Origin of the sequence: Rudaea sp. (assembly GCF_036560865.1) — a bacterium.
GTDB lineage: Bacteria > Pseudomonadota > Gammaproteobacteria > Xanthomonadales > Rhodanobacteraceae > Rudaea.
On the sequence record NZ_DATBQK010000123.1, the window covers coordinates 1 to 16,156 of the forward strand.

Genomic DNA, 16,156 nt, shown 5'->3' on the forward strand with positions numbered 1-16,156 from the left:
GACCGCGAAACACAGGACCCCGAGCAGGAGGACCTGCGCGACCATCTGCTCTGGCAGCTCAACCTGACGCCGCTGTCCGCGCGCGACCGCGCGATCGGCACCGCGATCATCGAGGCGATCGACGACGACGGCTATCTGCACGAAGACAGCCAGACGCTGCAGGGCGCGGTGGCGGATATCCATTCGGTGGGCCTGGACGAAGTCGAGGCGATGCGCCATCGCATCCAGCAGTTCGATCCGCTCGGCGTCGCCAGCCGCAACCTGGCCGAGTGCCTGTGTGCCCAGCTCGATGCGTTCGATCCGTGCACGCCCGGCTTGAAGGTCGCGCGCGAGATCGCCAGTGCGCATCTGGAAACGCTGGCGCGCAACGACCGCGCGCGCCTGTGCAAGCTGTTGCACACGAGCGCCGAGGAACTCGACGCGGCGATCACCCTCGTGCGCTCGCTCGATCCGAAACCCGGCGCGCAATACAGCGCGGGCGCGCCTGAATTTGTTGCGCCGGATGCGTTCGCGCGCCGCCGCAACGGACGCTGGAGCGTCGCGCTCAGCCCGCAGTGCCAGCCGCGCCTGGCGATCAACCAGCATTATTCGGACTTGATCACGCGTGCGCAGCGCGACGACGCGCATTATCTGCGCGGGCAACTGCAGGAGGCGCGCTGGCTGATCAAGAGTCTGCAGACGCGCGCCGACACCATGCTCAAGGTCGCCACCGCGATCGTGCGCAGCCAGACTGCCTTTCTCGATTTCGGTGCCGAGGCGATGCGTCCGCTGGTGCTGCGCGATATCGCCGAGCAGATCGGCATGCACGAATCCACGGTTTCGCGCATGACCACGCGCAAATACCTGCATACGCCACGCGGCACCTTCGAGTTCAAGTATTTCTTCTCCTCCGGCGTCGGTACGATCGACGGGGGTGCGGCGTCGTCGACCGCGATCCAGGCGATGATCCGCCGCCTCATCGACGATGAAACTCCACGCAAGCCGTTGTCCGACCAGGCGCTCGCCGCGGAATTGAACCGCCGCGGCATCGAGGTCGCGCGGCGCACGGTGGCCAAGTATCGCGAAGGGATGAATATTCCTTCGTCCAACGAACGCAGCAGACTTTGCTGAATAACCAACGGAGGTAGACGCGGAACCAAGCACATGCAACCCGGTCTGATTTAGTGTCCGCCTGCTGCACTGCGCATCAGGGGGACGGACATCATGAATTTCCATCAGCAGAGGATTTCGTCATGCAGATCATCGTCAGTGGACATCAGGTCATCGTCACCCCCGCCCTGCGCGACTATGCCGAATCGAAACTCGGCCGCATCGTGCGGCATTGCGAGCAACTGCATGACGCCGCGGTCGTCCTCACCGTGGAAAAGCTCTACCAGAAGGCCGAGGCCACCCTGCATTGCGCTGCGAACAAGACCATCCACGCCGACGCCACTGCGGCCGATCTGTACGCCGCGATCGACACGCTGGCCGACAAGCTCGATCGCCAGGTGAAGAAGCACAAGGAAAAACTCGGCAATCATCACCGCGAGGCAGTGCGCGAGACGCGCTACGGCTGAGCGGCGCGTGCTGCCGCGCAGGGACGCGCGCCAGCGCGGCAGGCAATTCCCGCCGCTGAAATCTCTCGCACGTTATCGGTCGAAACTGGCAGAATGATCGCCCACGCGACGCGTCCGCTGCGGATGCGTCGCTGTCGTCCCGATACCTCTGCGGATCGATCCGATGGAACGTCTCAGCGCGCGCGAATTGTTCGACAAGGTCAAGGACCGCCTCGCCCTGCGCTGGGTCGCCGGCGAGCAGGGCGAGAAGCGTGCGATCACGCCTGCGGAAAAACAGGCGCGGCGGCCGTCTCTGGCCGGCTACCTGAATATCATCTATCCGAACAAGATCCAGATCATCGGCAGCGAGGAACTCGCCTGGCTCAACGGCCTGGATGCGCGCGAGCGCTGGGAAATGGTGGAAAAAATCATCGGCTTCCAGCCGACCGCGCTGATTGTGTCGAAGGACCAGCCAGTACCCGAGGACGTGCGCCAGGCCGCCGACGAAAGCGGCACGCCGATCTGGCTCAGCAGCAAGCGCGGCCATGAACTGCTCACCTATCTGCAGTACCACCTCGCGCGCCTGCTCGCGCGCCGCGTGACCCTGCATGGCGTGCTCATGGAGGTGTATTCGATCGGCGTGCTGATCACCGGCGAGTCGGGTTCCGGCAAGAGCGAGCTCGCGCTCGAACTGATCACGCGCGGCCATCGCCTGATCGCCGACGACGCGCCCGAGTTCACCCAGATCGCACCCGACGTGATCGACGGCTCGTGTCCGGAAATCCTGCAGGACCTGCTCGAGGTGCGCGGTCTGGGCATTCTCAACGTGCGCGAAATGTTCGGCCACACCGCGGTCAAGCCGTCCAAATACCTGCGCCTGATCGTGCATCTGGCGACGGGTGTGCGTATCGGCGAAGACGCCGGCCTCGAACGCATCTACGGCGACAACAGTTATCGTGAAGTACTCGATACGCGAGTACCGCAGACGGCGATTCCGGTCGCCGCGGGGCGCAACCTCGCGGTGCTGGTCGAGGCCGCAGTGCGCAACCACGTGCTCAAGACCAAGGGCATCGATCCGGCGCAGACCTTCCTCGATCGGCAGGCGCATCAAATGCGCCGGCAGTCGCCATGGTGATTGCGTCCAACAAAATCTACTGCGCTCGCCAGCTTGCGCGCCGGCGGTGCTCGGAATCCTCATGTACTGAAAGTACACTCCGGTTCCTCCGCTCCGGCGTCACGCAACCTGTCTTCGCTCGCTACGATTTTGTTGGACGCAACTGAGTTTGGCCGATGAGCGCGCCCGCCGACGATAAAAAGGAAAAAGTACACAACACCTCGCACCTGGCCGTGGTCAGCGGCATGTCGGGCTCGGGCAAGACGATCGCGCTGCGTGCGCTCGAGGATCTGGACTACTACTGCGTCGACAACCTGCCGGCCGCGCTGCTGCCGGCTTTCGTCGCCGCGGCCACGGTCGGTCAGCCCGGCGTGCATCCGCGCCTCGCCGTCGGCATCGATGTGCGCAACCGCTACGAGGATCTGCAACGCGTGCCGGCGATTCTCGCCGAGCTCGCGCGCCAGGGCATCGAACACGAACTGATTTTTCTCGACACGCGCGACGACGTGCTGTTCAAGCGCTATTCGGACACGCGCCGGCGCCACCCGCTGTCCGCCGACGGATTGTCGCTCAACGATGCGATCGCGCTCGAGCGCAAGCGCCTGCAGCCGGTGATGTCGATCGCCGACCGCGTGATCGATACGTCCGAGCTCAACGTGCATCAGTTGCGCCGCCTGATCGCGACCGAACTGGGCATGGCCGGCGGTCCGCTGTCGCTGATGTTCGAATCGTTCGCCTACAAACGCGGTGTACCGGCCGATGCGGATTTCGTGTTCGACGCGCGCTGCCTGCCCAACCCGCACTGGGATGCGCGCCTGCGTCCGCTGTCGGGCCGCGACGCCGGCGTGCGCGAATGGCTCGAAACGAAACCCGAAGTTGCGCAATACCTCAAACAGGTCGGCGATTTTCTCGACGTCTGGCTGCCGCGCTTCGAGGCCGACAACCGCTCGTACGTGACGATCTGCATTGGCTGCACCGGCGGCCGCCACCGCTCGGTCTATCTCGCCGAGCGCCTTGCCGAACACTTTCGCGCCACGCGCGAACAGGTGATGACGTTCCATCGGGAGCTGGAGTGAGATGATACGGGGAGACGGGAAGATGGGGAGACGGGAAGACGGAAAGGCCACACGAGGGCTTTTGCTTCGCTATAGCACCCGCGCATCTATCCGGCTGCCGATTAACTCATCGCCTCATCTTGCCGTCTCCTCGTCTCCGCGTCTGCCCATCTGCCCGTCTGCCCATCTCCCCGTCTCCCCGTCTCCCCATCTCCCCATCTTCCCACCATGACCGTCGGCGTCCTTTTGCTCACCCACGAAGGCATGGGCGATGCGCTCATCGAAACCGCGCGCCATATCCTTGGGCGAGTGGCGCTCAAGGTCGATGCGTTTTCGATTCCGCCGGGCAGCGATATCGATCTGGCGCTCAGCGGTGCGGCGGCGCGCGTGCGCGCGCTCGATGCGGGCGATGGCGTGCTCGTGCTCACCGATGTCTACGGCGCCACGCCGAGCAATATCGCCGAACGCCTCGCTCCGCTCGGCCTGCATGTGCAGCGCGTGTCCGGGCTCAACCTGCCGATGCTGTTGCGCGTGCTAAATTACGCCGAGAAATCGCTCGCCGAACTTGCGCAGACCGCCGAACATGGCGGCCGCGGCGGCATCCGCATCGACTGACCCCTTGACGATGATCGAACGTGAAATCGCCATCACCAACAAACTCGGCCTGCATGCGCGCGCCTCGGCCAAGCTCGTACAACTGCTGCAGGGCTGCAAATCGGAAGTCTTCCTCGTGCATCGCGGCCGCGAGGTGAATGCCAAGAGCATCATGGGCGTGATGATGCTCGCTGCTGGCGTCGGCTCGACGATCACCGTGCGCGTCGATGGCGCCGACGAAAACGCGATCATGGCCGCGATCGCCGATTTGTTCGCGCGCAAGTTCGACGAAGGGGCATGATGAGCATGCCGCGCAGCGCGAGCCTTCGGCTCGCCCCCCTCACTCTTGGCTCTCTCCCCCAGACGGGGCTTGGGGGAGAGAGGAACAGTCGGCGTCGCGCGCCAAGCACGCGACATCTGTATTTCATAGCAGCGGAGGGTGCGTGAGCACGCGCTTCGCTCTCAGCGGAACCACCGCCGCCAAAGGCATGGCGCTCGGGCGCGCGCGCCTGGTGCAGCCGAGCCAGATCAGTGTCGACACGCGTCCACTGCCGACTGCCGAAGTCGACGCGGAGGTCGCCCGCCTCAATGCCGCACTCGGCACCGCGCGCGGCGAGCTCGCGGTGCTGCGCGACAGATTGCACGGGGCACTTGCGCGTGAAGTCGGCGAATTCATCGATGCGCACAGCCTGATTCTCGACGATCCCGAACTCACCGACGGCCTTTACGACCTGATCCGCAAGGGCCGCTACCGCGCCAGCGCCGCGCTGAAGATGCAGAGCGACCGCATCAAGGCCGCGTTCGATGCGATCAACGATCCCTATATGCGCAGCCGGCGCGAGGATATCGACCACGTGATCGGCCGCGTGCAGGCCGCGCTCGCGCGCGACACCACGCCGGCCGAGCGCCAGATCGCCTCGCGCGTCGGCAGCGTGCTGGTCAGCGACAACGTCGCCCCGGCCGAACTGGCGCACCTGGCCGAGAGCGGCGTGCTCGGCGTGATCGCGACCGGCGGTAGCCCGCTGTCGCACAGCGCGATCCTCGCGCGTTCGATGCGCCTGCCGATGATCGTCGGCGCGCACGAAGCGTTGAAGCACATCACCGACGACGATCTGGTCCTGATCGACGGCACGCGCGGCGAGATTATCGTGCATCCGGCCGCGCAGGACCTCGCCCGCTACCGCGCGCATCAGCGCGAGCAGGCGCGCGGCACCGAGGCATTGTTGCGCCTGAAGGGCGCGCGCACGCTGACCCGCGACCAGGTCGAGATCTTCCTGCTCGCGAACGCCGAGCAACCGGCCGACGTCGCGCAGGCGCGCAGCCTCGGCGCCAGCGGCGTCGGCTTGTATCGCACCGAGTTCCTGTTCCTGCAGCGGCGCGAACCGCCCGACGAGGAAGAGCAATTCGCCGCGTATCGCGAGCTCGTGCTCGGCATGGGCGGCCTGCCGGTGACGATCCGCACGCTCGATCTGGGCGCGGACAAAGCCGACAATTCCGGCATCGCGCTCAGCGACGAGGACAACCCCGCGCTGGGCGTACGCGGCGTGCGCCTGTCGATGCGCAAGCCCGATCTGTTCGCCACGCAACTGCGTGCGATCCTGCGCGCGTCGAACTTCGGCCCGGTGCGCATCCTCGTGCCGATGGTGACGACCAGCGAGGAGATCGCCGCCGCGCGCGCGCTGACCGACGAGTGCGCGCGCACGCTGCGCAGCTCCGGCTTCGAGATCGCCGAACACTACGAATTCGGCGCGATGATCGAGGTGCCGGCCGCTGCGATCACCTTGCCTTCGCTGATCCGCCAGCTCGATTTCATTTCGATCGGCACCAACGATCTGACCCAGTACACGCTGGCCGCCGATCGCGGCAACGACGCGCTCGGCATCCTGCACGATCCGCTGCATCCGGCCATGCTCAAGCTGCTCGCGCAGATCATCGCCACCGCTACGCGCGCGAAGAAATCCGTCGCGTTGTGCGGCGAAATGGCCGGCGACGTGCGCTACACCGCACTGCTGCTCGCGCTGGGCCTCACCGAATTTTCCATGCATCCGAGCTCCCTGCTCGAAGTGCGCCAGGCGATCGGCAACTGCAGCCGCGCCGAGCTGCGCAAGCACAGCACCGGCCTGCTGCGTGCGCAGACGCGTGCGGCCATCGAGCGCGTGCTCGAACGCATGCGCAGCTGAAGAACGTCCCGCATGATGTTGAACCCCGCATTGAAACCCGCAGCCGAGCGGCTCGCCACCCAGTTCCGCGAGCGCAATCCGTTCCGCCACGTCGTAATCGACGAATTCTTCACGCCGGAGTATTGCGCGCAACTGCTCGCCCAGTTTCCACCGTTCGAGCGCGGCAACGCACGCAACGAGGCGGGTGAACTCGGCAACAAGTCGACGATCGAGAAGATCCGCGACCTTGGCCCCGCGTTTGCCGCGCTCGACGACCTCGTGCAATCGCGCGACTTCCTCGACCTGATCGGGCGCATCACCGGCATCGACGATCTGCTCTACGATCCGTTTTACTTCGGCGGCGGCACGCACGAAAACCGCAACGGCCAGGATCTCGACGCGCATGTCGATTTCAATCGTCATCCGGTCGAGCGCTGGCACCGGCGCCTGAACCTGATCGTGTATCTGAACCACGAGTGGGGCGTCGCCTGGGGCGGCGCGCTGGAGCTGCACTCCGATCCGCGTGCGGCGGACGATCGCGTCATTTCGATTGCACCGCTGTTCAACCGCGCGGTGATCTTCGAGACCACCGAACTCAGCTGGCACGCGTTTCCGCGCATCGCGCTGCCAGAGGACAAGCAGGCGCTGACGCGCAAGTCGGTCGCTTTGTACTTTTATACAAAGGAACGTCCGGCCGACGAACTCGCCGACACGCATTCGACCATCTACGTAGATCTGCCGCTGCCCGAGCACTTCGTGCCCGGGCACACGCTTGACGCCGCCGACGTCGAGGAACTGCGCGTGCTGCTCACGCGCCGCGACCAGCACAACCAGCGCCTGTATCGCGACCTCACCTCGCTCACCGCGCAACTCGAACAGGCCCAAGCCGCGCTGAACCAGGGACGTCTGGGACGCCTGCGTTACTTCGCGCGACGCGTGCTGGCGGGCCTGCACCGATGACCGCAGCACCGGCTTCATCCGCAGATTTGGCGCCGGTCGCAACCGTCAAGCGCAGGCGCTGGCGCACATTGGCCGAGGCCTACGACAGCGGTATCGACAACTTCCTGCTGCTGCGCTTCGGCGCTGCGGCCATGGTGATCTTCGGTCATGCGTACGCGATGTCCGGCATTCCCGGCGCCGCGGATTTCATCGCGCGCGCCAATCTGGGTGCTGGCGTCTACAGCGGATCGCTGGCCGTCGATATTTTCTTTGTCGTCAGTGGCTTTCTCGTATCTGCCAGCTATCTGCATCGCGCCAATCTCGAAACCTTCGTCAAGTCGCGCGCCCTGCGCGTGCTGCCCGCGTATGCGGTGTGCATGATCCTGTCGGCCTTCGTGCTCGGCGCGATCTACACCGAACTGTCGTTGCGCGACTACTGGACATCGCCGGCAACCAGCGACTACGTCGTCACCAATCTGCAATTCGGCACCGAACTCGCGTGGACGCTTCCGGGAGTGTTTGTTCACAACCCGCATCCGGATGTCGTCAACGGCTCGATCTGGACTCTGCCCGCCGAAGTACGCATGTATCTGTGGGTGGCGGTGCTTGGCATGCTCGGTGTGCTGCGCCGGCGCTGGCTCGCAAACAGTGCGTTCGCGGCCTTGATGATTATCGGCATCCTTGGTGCCGACGTAGCGCCCCTGGTAGCGCATGCGGACTATGCGCGCCTGGCCGGATTCTTTGTCGCCGGCACATTCTGCTACATCAATCGCGACTGGATACCGGTCAGCGACTGGCTGCTGCTCGCCTTCATCGTTCTGGCATTGGCGCTGCATCACAGCCATGCATTTCCGTGGGCGTTTGGCGCGGTCGTGAGCTACGCAACCCTGTGGTTCGCCTACCGTCCCAATTTCCACTTTTTCAATCGCTTCGGCGACTACTCCTACGGACTTTATCTATGGGGTTTTCCGGTGGAGCAGATGGTTGCGCACTGGTTCGGACAGCCGACGCGACCGCTGCTGATTTTCGTCATCAGCCTGCCGCTGACCCTGCTGTGCGCGATGCTGTCCTGGCATCTCGTGGAAAAGCCCGCACTGCGATTCAAGCGCAACATGCCGACGCGCGATACCGGCGAAAGGCAGACACAAGCAACATCCGCTCCGTGAAATCAGCATGGATCGCCTTTTCGGCGTGGTCGCGTGTGGCACAATCTCTTTTTGCGCCGAACCCCAATGGCTGAGCGTGAATCCGAACCCCAACTGCCTGAGCACCTGCGTCCCGGCGTCACCCTGAGCGCAGCGGACATCGACGATCTGCGCGCGGCAATCGCGCGCCACGATCAGCACATCCAGCAGCTCGAGCAGAGCCTGACCGAGTTGAATCGACGCTTGCAACAACCGTCGCCCGCAGCGCAGCTTTTCCGGCCCGTTATGCGGCTCGCCGACCGCGTCGCGCAACATCTGAAGGGACCGCTGCGTTTTGCGCGAAAACTCGTCGCACGCGTAGCAACGGCGATCGAGCATCCGGCATGGTTCTGTCTGGTCGCACTCATCATCCAGTTGCCGCTGGTGTTCAACCTCGGCTATTTCAACCACGACGAACTGCAATGGCTGTCCTTCGCGGACCAGCCGTCGCTGAGTCAGATACCCTGGAACGCCTGGTTCGATTTTCAGCCGTTCCAGTATCGTCCGCTGACCTTCAACCTGTGGCTGTTGCTCTCGTATTATCTTGGCTACCACGCGATCGCGATGCACCTGCTGCGCGTGCTGTGCGGCATCGGTGTCGCGCTGCTGCTGCGCGCCACGCTACTTCGCTTCGACGTCCCCGCTCGCCGTGCTTCTGTTGCCACACTCGTTTTCCTGCTGCTGCCCGAAGTCGTCTACACGCACGCATGGATTGGCACCTATGCGGATTCGCTGTCTATTGCATTTGCGTTGTGCGCGATCCTGTGGACGCTGCGCGAGAGCGCACCGGCGGCGACCGCAGCGCAGGCAATCCGGGTCGGCTTGCCGATCGCAGCCCTGACCGGACTGGCGCTGCTCAGCAAGGAGTCGTCCGTGGTCGTGCCGGCACTGCTGCTGGTGGCCGCGATCAGACGCCGCGATCGCACACTCGTCGTCGCGATCTTCAGTTCAGCGCTCGTCGTCGCGGCATATCTGTACCTGCGCCTCGACACCATCTTGTTCGCGCCGCGCAACGAGGGGGCTTATGTCTGGAGCGTTGCGAATATTCCAGACAGATTGAGCGAATATGCGATCTTTCCGTTTCTGATCGGCCGCTTCGATGCGATGGGTGCCTATGCGGACCAACACGTCGTCTTCGCACTCGTTTGCCTGGGCATTTTTCTTCTGGCGGTATCGCGCGCGGGCTGGCGTTTCATTGCCGCGCTGTGCCTTGGCTGGGTCGCCGCGCTCGGCCCGACCCTGATCCTGAGCTACAGCGCGAATCACTATGCCTATGTATCCGCGGCGTTCGCCTGTGGACTGGTGGCGATCGCATGGAGTCGGTTGCACAAGCCGGCGCGGCTGACAATCGCAGTCCTTGCAGTAATCGCGTGCACGCACGGATACGAGGAAGCGAAGGAAATGCGGCGCATCGGCCGCGTGCAGCACCATTTGTACGAGGGGCTGACCCGGATACTCGATCACAGCACCGCGCCTGTGCGCATCAAAGCCGCACGTGAAAAAGAAGATTTCATCCTACGTCGTGTGCTGCACGAAATACCAAGCTACAAGCGCATTCCATTCGGCGATCGCGTCGTTGTCATCCCCTACTCCGACAACTCGATCACACCGACGTACGTTATGGCGGGCAATGGGCGTTTGAGCGCTGTTTCGCCCTAGCCGACGGAAGCGGACTTGCTTATAGCAGCACGCTGCGCAGCTATGTTCGCTTCGGACCATGGCTACTAGCAACCGAACCGCGGAGCCGGCCTTCGGAATTCTCTGAGAAAATTCATGGCAAGATAAAGCAGGCTCGATTTGTGACCACAAGCATGATCGCCAATGGGTGAATTTGATTCTCCGCGCTCTGTCGAGTCGGACTTGTTACCCGATACGCACCGCGCCGGCGCGCGACTGCTTGCCTATCTTCCCCTGATCATTGCCGTGTTCGGTTTTGGCCTGCTCGCGGTGGGGTTCGGGCAGAGCGACCCCTGGGATCTGCGCAACTATCATCTCTACGACGGCTGGGCGTTCTGGACGGGTCGCGGCGCGATCGACTTCGCTCCGGCACAGGTACAGAGCTATTTCAATCCGCTGCTGGCGACGGCAACGTACTTGTTGTTCGCGCACACGCCGCCGTGGCTGAGCGCTTTCCTGCTCGGCGTCGTGCAAGGCGCCAATGTGCTACCGCTCTACCTCCTGGCGCGCCGCCTGCTGCCGGCCTCGGTTCAATCCGGCCGCCCCTGGTTTGCGTTACTGGTTGCGCTGGTCGGCGCGGTTGGCGCAACCCAGCTCGGCGAACTGGGCGGCAGCATGGGCGACAACCTGGTCAGTCTGCCCGTGTTGTGCGCGTTCGCGCTCGCGCTGGGCACGCCGTCGCTCGATCCTTATCGCGCAGCGGGCGCAGGATTGCTGATCGGCATGGCGGTTGGCATCAAACTGACCGTTGCACCGTTTGCCCTGGGGCTGATGCTGGCCATGCCGCTGCTGGCCTGGCAGCGACCGCAGCGCTGGCGCATTCTGGTCGCAGCAGGCTCTGCGGCTCTGCTCGGTTTTCTTGCCGCCGATGGTTTCTGGTTGTTGCGGCTGTATCGCGAATTCGGCAATCCGCTGCACCCGATGTTCGCAAGCCTGTTCGGCGGCGAGTACGCGCCACCGCTATCCCTGCGCGACCTGCGCGCCATTCCTCAGACCCTACCGGAGTGGCTGTTTTATCCATTGGTCTGGCTCGGGTCGCCGCACCGCGTTTCGGAAGTCTGGTTTCGCGACTTGCGCGTACCGCTCGCGTTTCTGGCCATGCCGATTTTGCTTTGGCGCGGCGCGGACGCCGACCAACGCACCCGCGTGCGGGCTTTGGCGCTGGCCTTGGCCATCGCTTATCTGGCGTGGCTGCCGCTGTTCGGCTTCTACCGCTACCTGGCACCGCTGGAAATGCTCGCGCCGTTGCTTGTCGCGCTCGCACTCGGCGGGTTTGCGCGGCATCGCACACGCCTGCTCGCCTGCATACTGCTCTTTCTGATCATGGCTCTCGACCACCCACCTAACTGGGGGCGCTTGAGGGCCCATGGAAACTTTCTGCAAACGGATATTCCCGCGCTGCCGAACCTCGACCGCTCCACCGTGGTCCTGGCCGATGATGAGCCACTCGCGTTTCTCGCACTCGGATTTCCACCCACGGCGAAGTTCGTGCGCATCGGCGGAAATCTGCTCGGGCCACCCTATCCGGTCTATGGCATGGATCGCGAAGCGGCGCGCCGCCTCGCAGCCGCGGAAGGACCCATCTATGCTCTCCTCGTCGACCCACGATCGGCCAAGGCTCCGGAAGCTCTCGAGCGCCAGCAGTTGACGTTGACGACGCCATGCGCGCCGGTGCATTCGAATCTGCTTCCGCAAGATGTCCACGTGGAGATCTGCCCAGTGCAGCGCGCGGGCATCCCGCAGTTGCAGTAGTCCGCGATTCCGCTGTCATTGCGTGCCGCGCAGTTTTCGCTCCGTGCATGCTGGCGTCGAAAGTCACGTTAGACTATTCGGCGAACCTTGAGGGAACGCCGGTCGATGAAATCGAGCGAAGCACTGCGGATAGTCGTACTGATCCCCTGCCATAACGAGGCGCCGGCAATCGCGAAAGTCGTCGCCGATTTCCGTGCCGCGCTGCCGGCAGCGAGCGTCTATGTGTTCGACAACAATTCCACCGACGCGACCGTCGAGATCGCCTCGCGTGCGGGAGCGTGCGTGCGCCGCGTCGGTCTGCAGGGCAAGGGCAACGTGCTGCGTCGCATGTTTGCCGATATCGACGCCGATGTTTATCTGCTGGTCGACGGCGACGACACCTACGACGCCGCGAGCGCGCCGAAGTTGATCGAACTGTTGACCTCGGAGTCGCTGGACATGGTCGTCGGCGTACGTGCTTCCACCGCCGCTGCCGCCTATCGCCGCGGACATGTGTACGGCAATCGGCTGCTCACGGGTTTTCTGTCCTGGCTGTTCGGCCGCAGCTGCACGGACATCCTGTCGGGTTACCGCGCATTCTCGCGGCGCTTCGTCAAGTCGTTTCCAGTTTTTTCCAGCGGCTTCGAAATCGAAACCGAACTGACCGTGCATGCGCTGGAAATGTCGATGTCGATCGGCGAAGTCGTCACGCCGTACAAGGAGCGGGCGCAAGGCTCAGCGAGCAAGCTCAGGACTTACAGCGACGGGCTGCGCATCTTGCTGACAATGCTGCGCCTGTTCAGCTCGGAGCGACCGCTCACCTTCTACGGCAGCATTAGCGTTGTACTCGCCGCTGTATCGGTCGTGCTTGCGGTGCCGGTGGTCGATACCTATCTGGAAACCGGTTTGGTGCCACGGCTCCCGACAGCAATATTGTCCACCGGCTTGATGCTGATGTCGGCGCTGTCGTTTTTCGCCGGCCTGATTCTGGCCACGGTGACTAAGGGGCGACGCGAGCTGAAGGCGCTGTTCTATCTCCAGCGGTAAGCCAGCGGCTGCGAAGGTCCGCGCGAAGCGGGGTTCGGTAGCGATCTGCTTTCGAATACGCCGGTCAATGCCGAGCAATCACCGACAACAGGCGCCATGCCAGATTGCGCGTGTCGCTGGAACCGTTGCTCTGCGCAGGTACGAAACTGCGCTCGGCCTCGACGCGCAAGGTCAGCATGTCTCCTACGCCACCTTTGGCCGCGAGCACCGCACTTGAGTGCGCCCCGCGTGCCACATGATGCTGCCAGCGCTGGCCACCGAGTTCGATGTTCAATACCTGATCGCCATCGAGTTGCTCCGGCACCCATAGTTTCAACTCCAAAGCACGCAAGGACCGTGTGGGCTGCAGGGTCACTTCCATAGTACCGCCCACCCAACCGTCGATCCACACGCCCTGTGGGCTCTGCACCTGCATGGCATAGCCTTGGAGCGGAACGCGATAGGCGTCTCTTGCCTCTTGCAATGCGTGCTCCAAGCTCGCTATCTGCGCACCAAATTGCTTCTCTCGATCGTACAGATAGCGCAATTGCGTGCGCATTCGAACAAATCGCTGTTGAATTTGGACAACATCCTCCGCGCCAAGCGTCTTGCCGAGCGTGACGCACTCCGGCAGCGAATCGGGGACGTAGATCGTTGCATGCGGAGCGGCCGTTTCCTGTGACGGCCGCTCTTTTGTATATAAATAAATCGCGAACGATTTGCGCGAGACCGCCTTGCGGTCGGCTGGCAAGGCGATGCCACTGAAACCGTGCCACGAGTTTTCGGTGGTCTCGAAAATGACGGCGCGATTGAACAGCGGCAATACCTGCCGGGTCTGGCTCGCTTTCGGGTTCCACGGATCGGAATGGAGTTCGAGCGCACCGCCCCAGGAGGCGTCCCACTCATGATTCAGATAAAGGATCAGGTTTAGGCGTCTGTGCGTCTTGGTCTTCGGGTGATAGTTGAAGTCCACATGCGCGTCCAGACCCTGTCCATCGCGATTTTCGTGCGTGCCGCCGCCAATGTAGTCGGCGTCGTAGAGCAGGTTCGGAATGCCGGTTACTGCGGAGACAAAATTAAGAAATTCGCTTGTCTGCAGATACAGATCGAATTCGCTGAATGCCGTGGAAATTTCGCGCACGTTCATGCGCACGGCCTTGCCGCTTACCTCTCCCATCTCGTTGAGGGCATAGCGATCCTCAAAGCGTGGAAAGTCATCGAGAATGCGCCGGCAGAATGCCGGCGCGAAACAGTTGTCAATGACCACGTGACGAAACGGCTGCGCGTTGCGAAACGTGTCGGCCAGCGCGTCTCGCTGCGCGAGAATTTCTGGGCGGACAAAATCCATTGGCAGGCTCATGCTGACGACCGGGGCATTATACTTTGAGCTTCGCACACTTCGCCGCCCGGAACTCATGCAACTGATCGATAGAATTTTCGGCGCACGCTGCCGCTATTGCCGGAGCCGCGGAGTGACCGACATTGGCCCTGTCGCGCCCACGCATCCGGCCAGTTTCCATACGAAATCGTTTGCGCTGCAGCATTGTAGAAATTGCGATGTTGTTTACTTGAGTCCGCTGCCAACCAGCGCCGACCTCAAGCTGCTGTACGAAGATTCGGCGCAGTTCACAGACGACCATTACACCGACCCGGCGCAGGTCGAAAAAATCCTCGACTACTACGGCTCGGCAGTTCGCAACCTGGGGCTGGCACCGGAGCCCGGCGGCCGCATGCTCGAGATCGGCGCTGGTCTCGCATGGGTCTCGCGCGCATGCAAGGCAGTTGATCCGGACATTTTTACTTTGGCTCAGGACGTCAGTAGCGAGTGCGCTAAAATCTGTCCGTGGGTCGATCGCTATTTTGTCGGCTCGCTCGACGCGCTGCCCGACAATGCCCCTTACCAGATGATATCCCTGACCCACGTCCTCGAGCATCTCGTCGATCCCGGCGCGGTCTTGAAAAAAATCGGATCGCTGCTGGCCCCCGGTGGGCGCATATTCATTACTGCGCCATTCCGTCCGACCGGCTGGCAACCTGGCGCAGGGATCGATGCGTGGCTGCGCTATTCCTATCTGCACGTACCAGCGCATGTCACTTATTTCTCGCGCCAATGGTTCGAACGCGCCGGGCACGCCAACGGGCTGATCGTTGCCAGTTGGGACAATACGCACGAAGACGACCAAGCTTTTGAACTGGTGTTGCGCAAGGCCTGAACACGCGTCAACGCGCGCGCTGCTCTTCCAGCGTCAACGCCACCTTGTCGCGCAGGTAAACCGGCAGCGCGGCCTCAGGCAGCACGCCGCCGCCGCTCGCGAATTGCGGTGCGGCTAGGCGCAATACCGCGCGCGCCTGCGGATAGCGTGCGCCGTCGGCGAAGGTTGGAGTGGCCGGCAGAAGCGCGGCAAGCGCTTCGCGATAGGCATCCCAACCGCTGCCGACCACGCTCCATCGGCGATTGCCGGGCAACACCAATTTGTCGGCATGGCCGACCGATTCGGAGCCGAGCGCTTCGACGAGGCCATCCACGCTGCGCCGGAAAGTGCCGGCATAGATCTCACCCATACGCGCGTCGATCACCGCGAGAATTGCACTGTCGCCCTGTTCAGCCTCGACTGGAGCATCGAGCGCGAGCGCGGCCAGCGACGATACCGGCACGACCGGCAAGTCCAGACCGAGCGCAAGGCCTTGTGCGATTGAGATCGCCAGACGCACGCCGGTGAACGCGCCGGGTCCGCGACCGACCGCGATGCCGTCGAGCTGTCGGCGCGAAATTCCCGCTTCGGCGAGCAGCGATTCGATCATCGGCAGGATCAGTTCCGCGTGCCGGCGCGGCGCGAGTTCGCGGCGCTCAATCAGTGCGTCGCCGACCAGCAAAGCGGCCGAGCAGGCTTCGGTGGCGGTGTCGATGGCGAGGAGATTGGACATATGGGTCATCCTACCGATTCCGGCTTGTGCAAGAAACCTTGAACGTGATCGATTGGTGCAAGCCGAACGTCACTGCGATTCTCCTCGCCAATGATCTGACGGGAATTACAGCCCCGTGCGCTGGCCGCGATATGGGCCAATTCGGGCGCGGCGCGGGCGAGCGCTGACATTGGTGCGACCGTGGGCGGCGACACCGCGTTCTCTCTCGCCGGCCAGA

16 protein-coding genes are annotated in these 16,156 nt (G+C 63.3%); 14 read left to right on the plus strand and 2 right to left on the minus strand.

All coding sequences use genetic code 11. The features are described from left to right. The 12 genes from VIE67_RS12265 to VIE67_RS12320 all read left to right on the plus strand — a co-directional run. A partial coding sequence (locus tag VIE67_RS12265) for an RNA polymerase factor sigma-54 (RefSeq protein WP_332026618.1) occupies nucleotides 1-1,110 on the plus strand: 1,110 nt, incomplete at its 5' end. Nucleotides 1,111-1,232: 122 nt separating this feature from the next. Next, complete coding sequence (gene hpf / locus VIE67_RS12270; RefSeq protein WP_332026620.1) at nucleotides 1,233-1,556, plus strand: ribosome hibernation-promoting factor, HPF/YfiA family; 324 nt, start codon at nucleotides 1,233-1,235, stop codon at nucleotides 1,554-1,556. A 163-nt stretch (nucleotides 1,557-1,719) separates the two neighbouring features. Continuing rightward, on the plus strand, nucleotides 1,720-2,670 hold the full coding sequence (gene hprK / locus VIE67_RS12275; RefSeq protein ID WP_332026622.1) for an HPr(Ser) kinase/phosphatase: 951 nt from the start codon (nucleotides 1,720-1,722) through the stop codon (nucleotides 2,668-2,670). 155 nt (nucleotides 2,671-2,825) lie between these two features. Next, nucleotides 2,826-3,725 carry an RNase adapter RapZ gene (gene rapZ / locus VIE67_RS12280; RefSeq protein ID WP_332026623.1) on the plus strand — a complete coding sequence of 300 codons (900 nt, stop codon included), beginning with the start codon at nucleotides 2,826-2,828 and terminating at the stop codon, nucleotides 3,723-3,725. 207 nt (nucleotides 3,726-3,932) lie between these two features. After that, nucleotides 3,933-4,319: a PTS sugar transporter subunit IIA gene (locus tag VIE67_RS12285; RefSeq protein ID WP_332026625.1), complete on the plus strand. Its 387-nt coding sequence runs from the start codon at nucleotides 3,933-3,935 to the stop codon at nucleotides 4,317-4,319. Nucleotides 4,320-4,329: 10 nt separating this feature from the next. Further along, on the plus strand, nucleotides 4,330-4,599 hold the full coding sequence (locus tag VIE67_RS12290) for an HPr family phosphocarrier protein (RefSeq protein WP_332026627.1): 270 nt from the start codon (nucleotides 4,330-4,332) through the stop codon (nucleotides 4,597-4,599). Between the two features lie 142 nt (nucleotides 4,600-4,741). Next, entirely contained in the window at nucleotides 4,742-6,478 is a 1,737-nt protein-coding gene (gene ptsP, locus VIE67_RS12295) for a phosphoenolpyruvate--protein phosphotransferase (RefSeq protein ID WP_332026629.1), read from the plus strand. Nucleotides 6,479-6,490: 12 nt separating this feature from the next. Further along, the gene (locus tag VIE67_RS12300) at nucleotides 6,491-7,417 is read left to right on the plus strand and encodes a 2OG-Fe(II) oxygenase (protein WP_332026631.1); all 927 of its coding nucleotides are present in this window, start codon (nucleotides 6,491-6,493) and stop codon (nucleotides 7,415-7,417) included. Continuing rightward, nucleotides 7,414-8,562, plus strand: coding sequence for an acyltransferase family protein (locus VIE67_RS12305; RefSeq protein ID WP_332026633.1), 1,149 nt, complete (start codon nucleotides 7,414-7,416; stop codon nucleotides 8,560-8,562). Before VIE67_RS12300 ends, VIE67_RS12305 begins: the two co-directional genes overlap by 4 nt. 66 nt (nucleotides 8,563-8,628) lie before the next feature. After that, a complete protein-coding gene (locus VIE67_RS12310) occupies nucleotides 8,629-10,239 on the plus strand; it encodes a glycosyltransferase family protein (protein WP_332026634.1) in 1,611 nt (536 codons plus the stop codon). 162 nt (nucleotides 10,240-10,401) lie between these two features. Then, nucleotides 10,402-12,009, plus strand: coding sequence for a glycosyltransferase family 87 protein (locus VIE67_RS12315; RefSeq protein WP_332026636.1), 1,608 nt, complete (start codon nucleotides 10,402-10,404; stop codon nucleotides 12,007-12,009). Nucleotides 12,010-12,114: 105 nt separating this feature from the next. Further along, nucleotides 12,115-13,035 carry a glycosyltransferase gene (locus VIE67_RS12320; protein WP_332026638.1) on the plus strand — a complete coding sequence of 307 codons (921 nt, stop codon included), beginning with the start codon at nucleotides 12,115-12,117 and terminating at the stop codon, nucleotides 13,033-13,035. 64 nt (nucleotides 13,036-13,099) lie between these two features. Here the strand turns inward: VIE67_RS12320 and VIE67_RS12325 are convergent, their stop codons facing one another. Then, nucleotides 13,100-13,987: a 2OG-Fe(II) oxygenase gene (locus VIE67_RS12325; protein WP_332026640.1), complete on the minus strand. Its 888-nt coding sequence runs from the start codon at nucleotides 13,985-13,987 to the stop codon at nucleotides 13,100-13,102. Between VIE67_RS12325 and VIE67_RS12330 the strand changes: the two genes are divergently transcribed. Both VIE67_RS12330 and VIE67_RS12335 read left to right on the plus strand, forming a co-directional pair. Beyond that, complete coding sequence (locus VIE67_RS12330) at nucleotides 13,988-14,401, plus strand: hypothetical protein (protein ID WP_332026642.1); 414 nt, start codon at nucleotides 13,988-13,990, stop codon at nucleotides 14,399-14,401. Nucleotides 14,402-14,429: 28 nt separating this feature from the next. Further along, on the plus strand, nucleotides 14,430-15,227 hold the full coding sequence (locus VIE67_RS12335; RefSeq protein ID WP_332026644.1) for a class I SAM-dependent methyltransferase: 798 nt from the start codon (nucleotides 14,430-14,432) through the stop codon (nucleotides 15,225-15,227). A gap of 7 nt (nucleotides 15,228-15,234) precedes the next feature. Here VIE67_RS12335 and tsaB read toward each other — a convergent pair whose 3' ends face one another. Continuing rightward, on the minus strand, nucleotides 15,235-15,939 hold the full coding sequence (gene tsaB, locus VIE67_RS12340) for a tRNA (adenosine(37)-N6)-threonylcarbamoyltransferase complex dimerization subunit type 1 TsaB (protein WP_332026646.1): 705 nt from the start codon (nucleotides 15,937-15,939) through the stop codon (nucleotides 15,235-15,237). Between the last annotated feature and the right edge of the window lie 217 nt (nucleotides 15,940-16,156).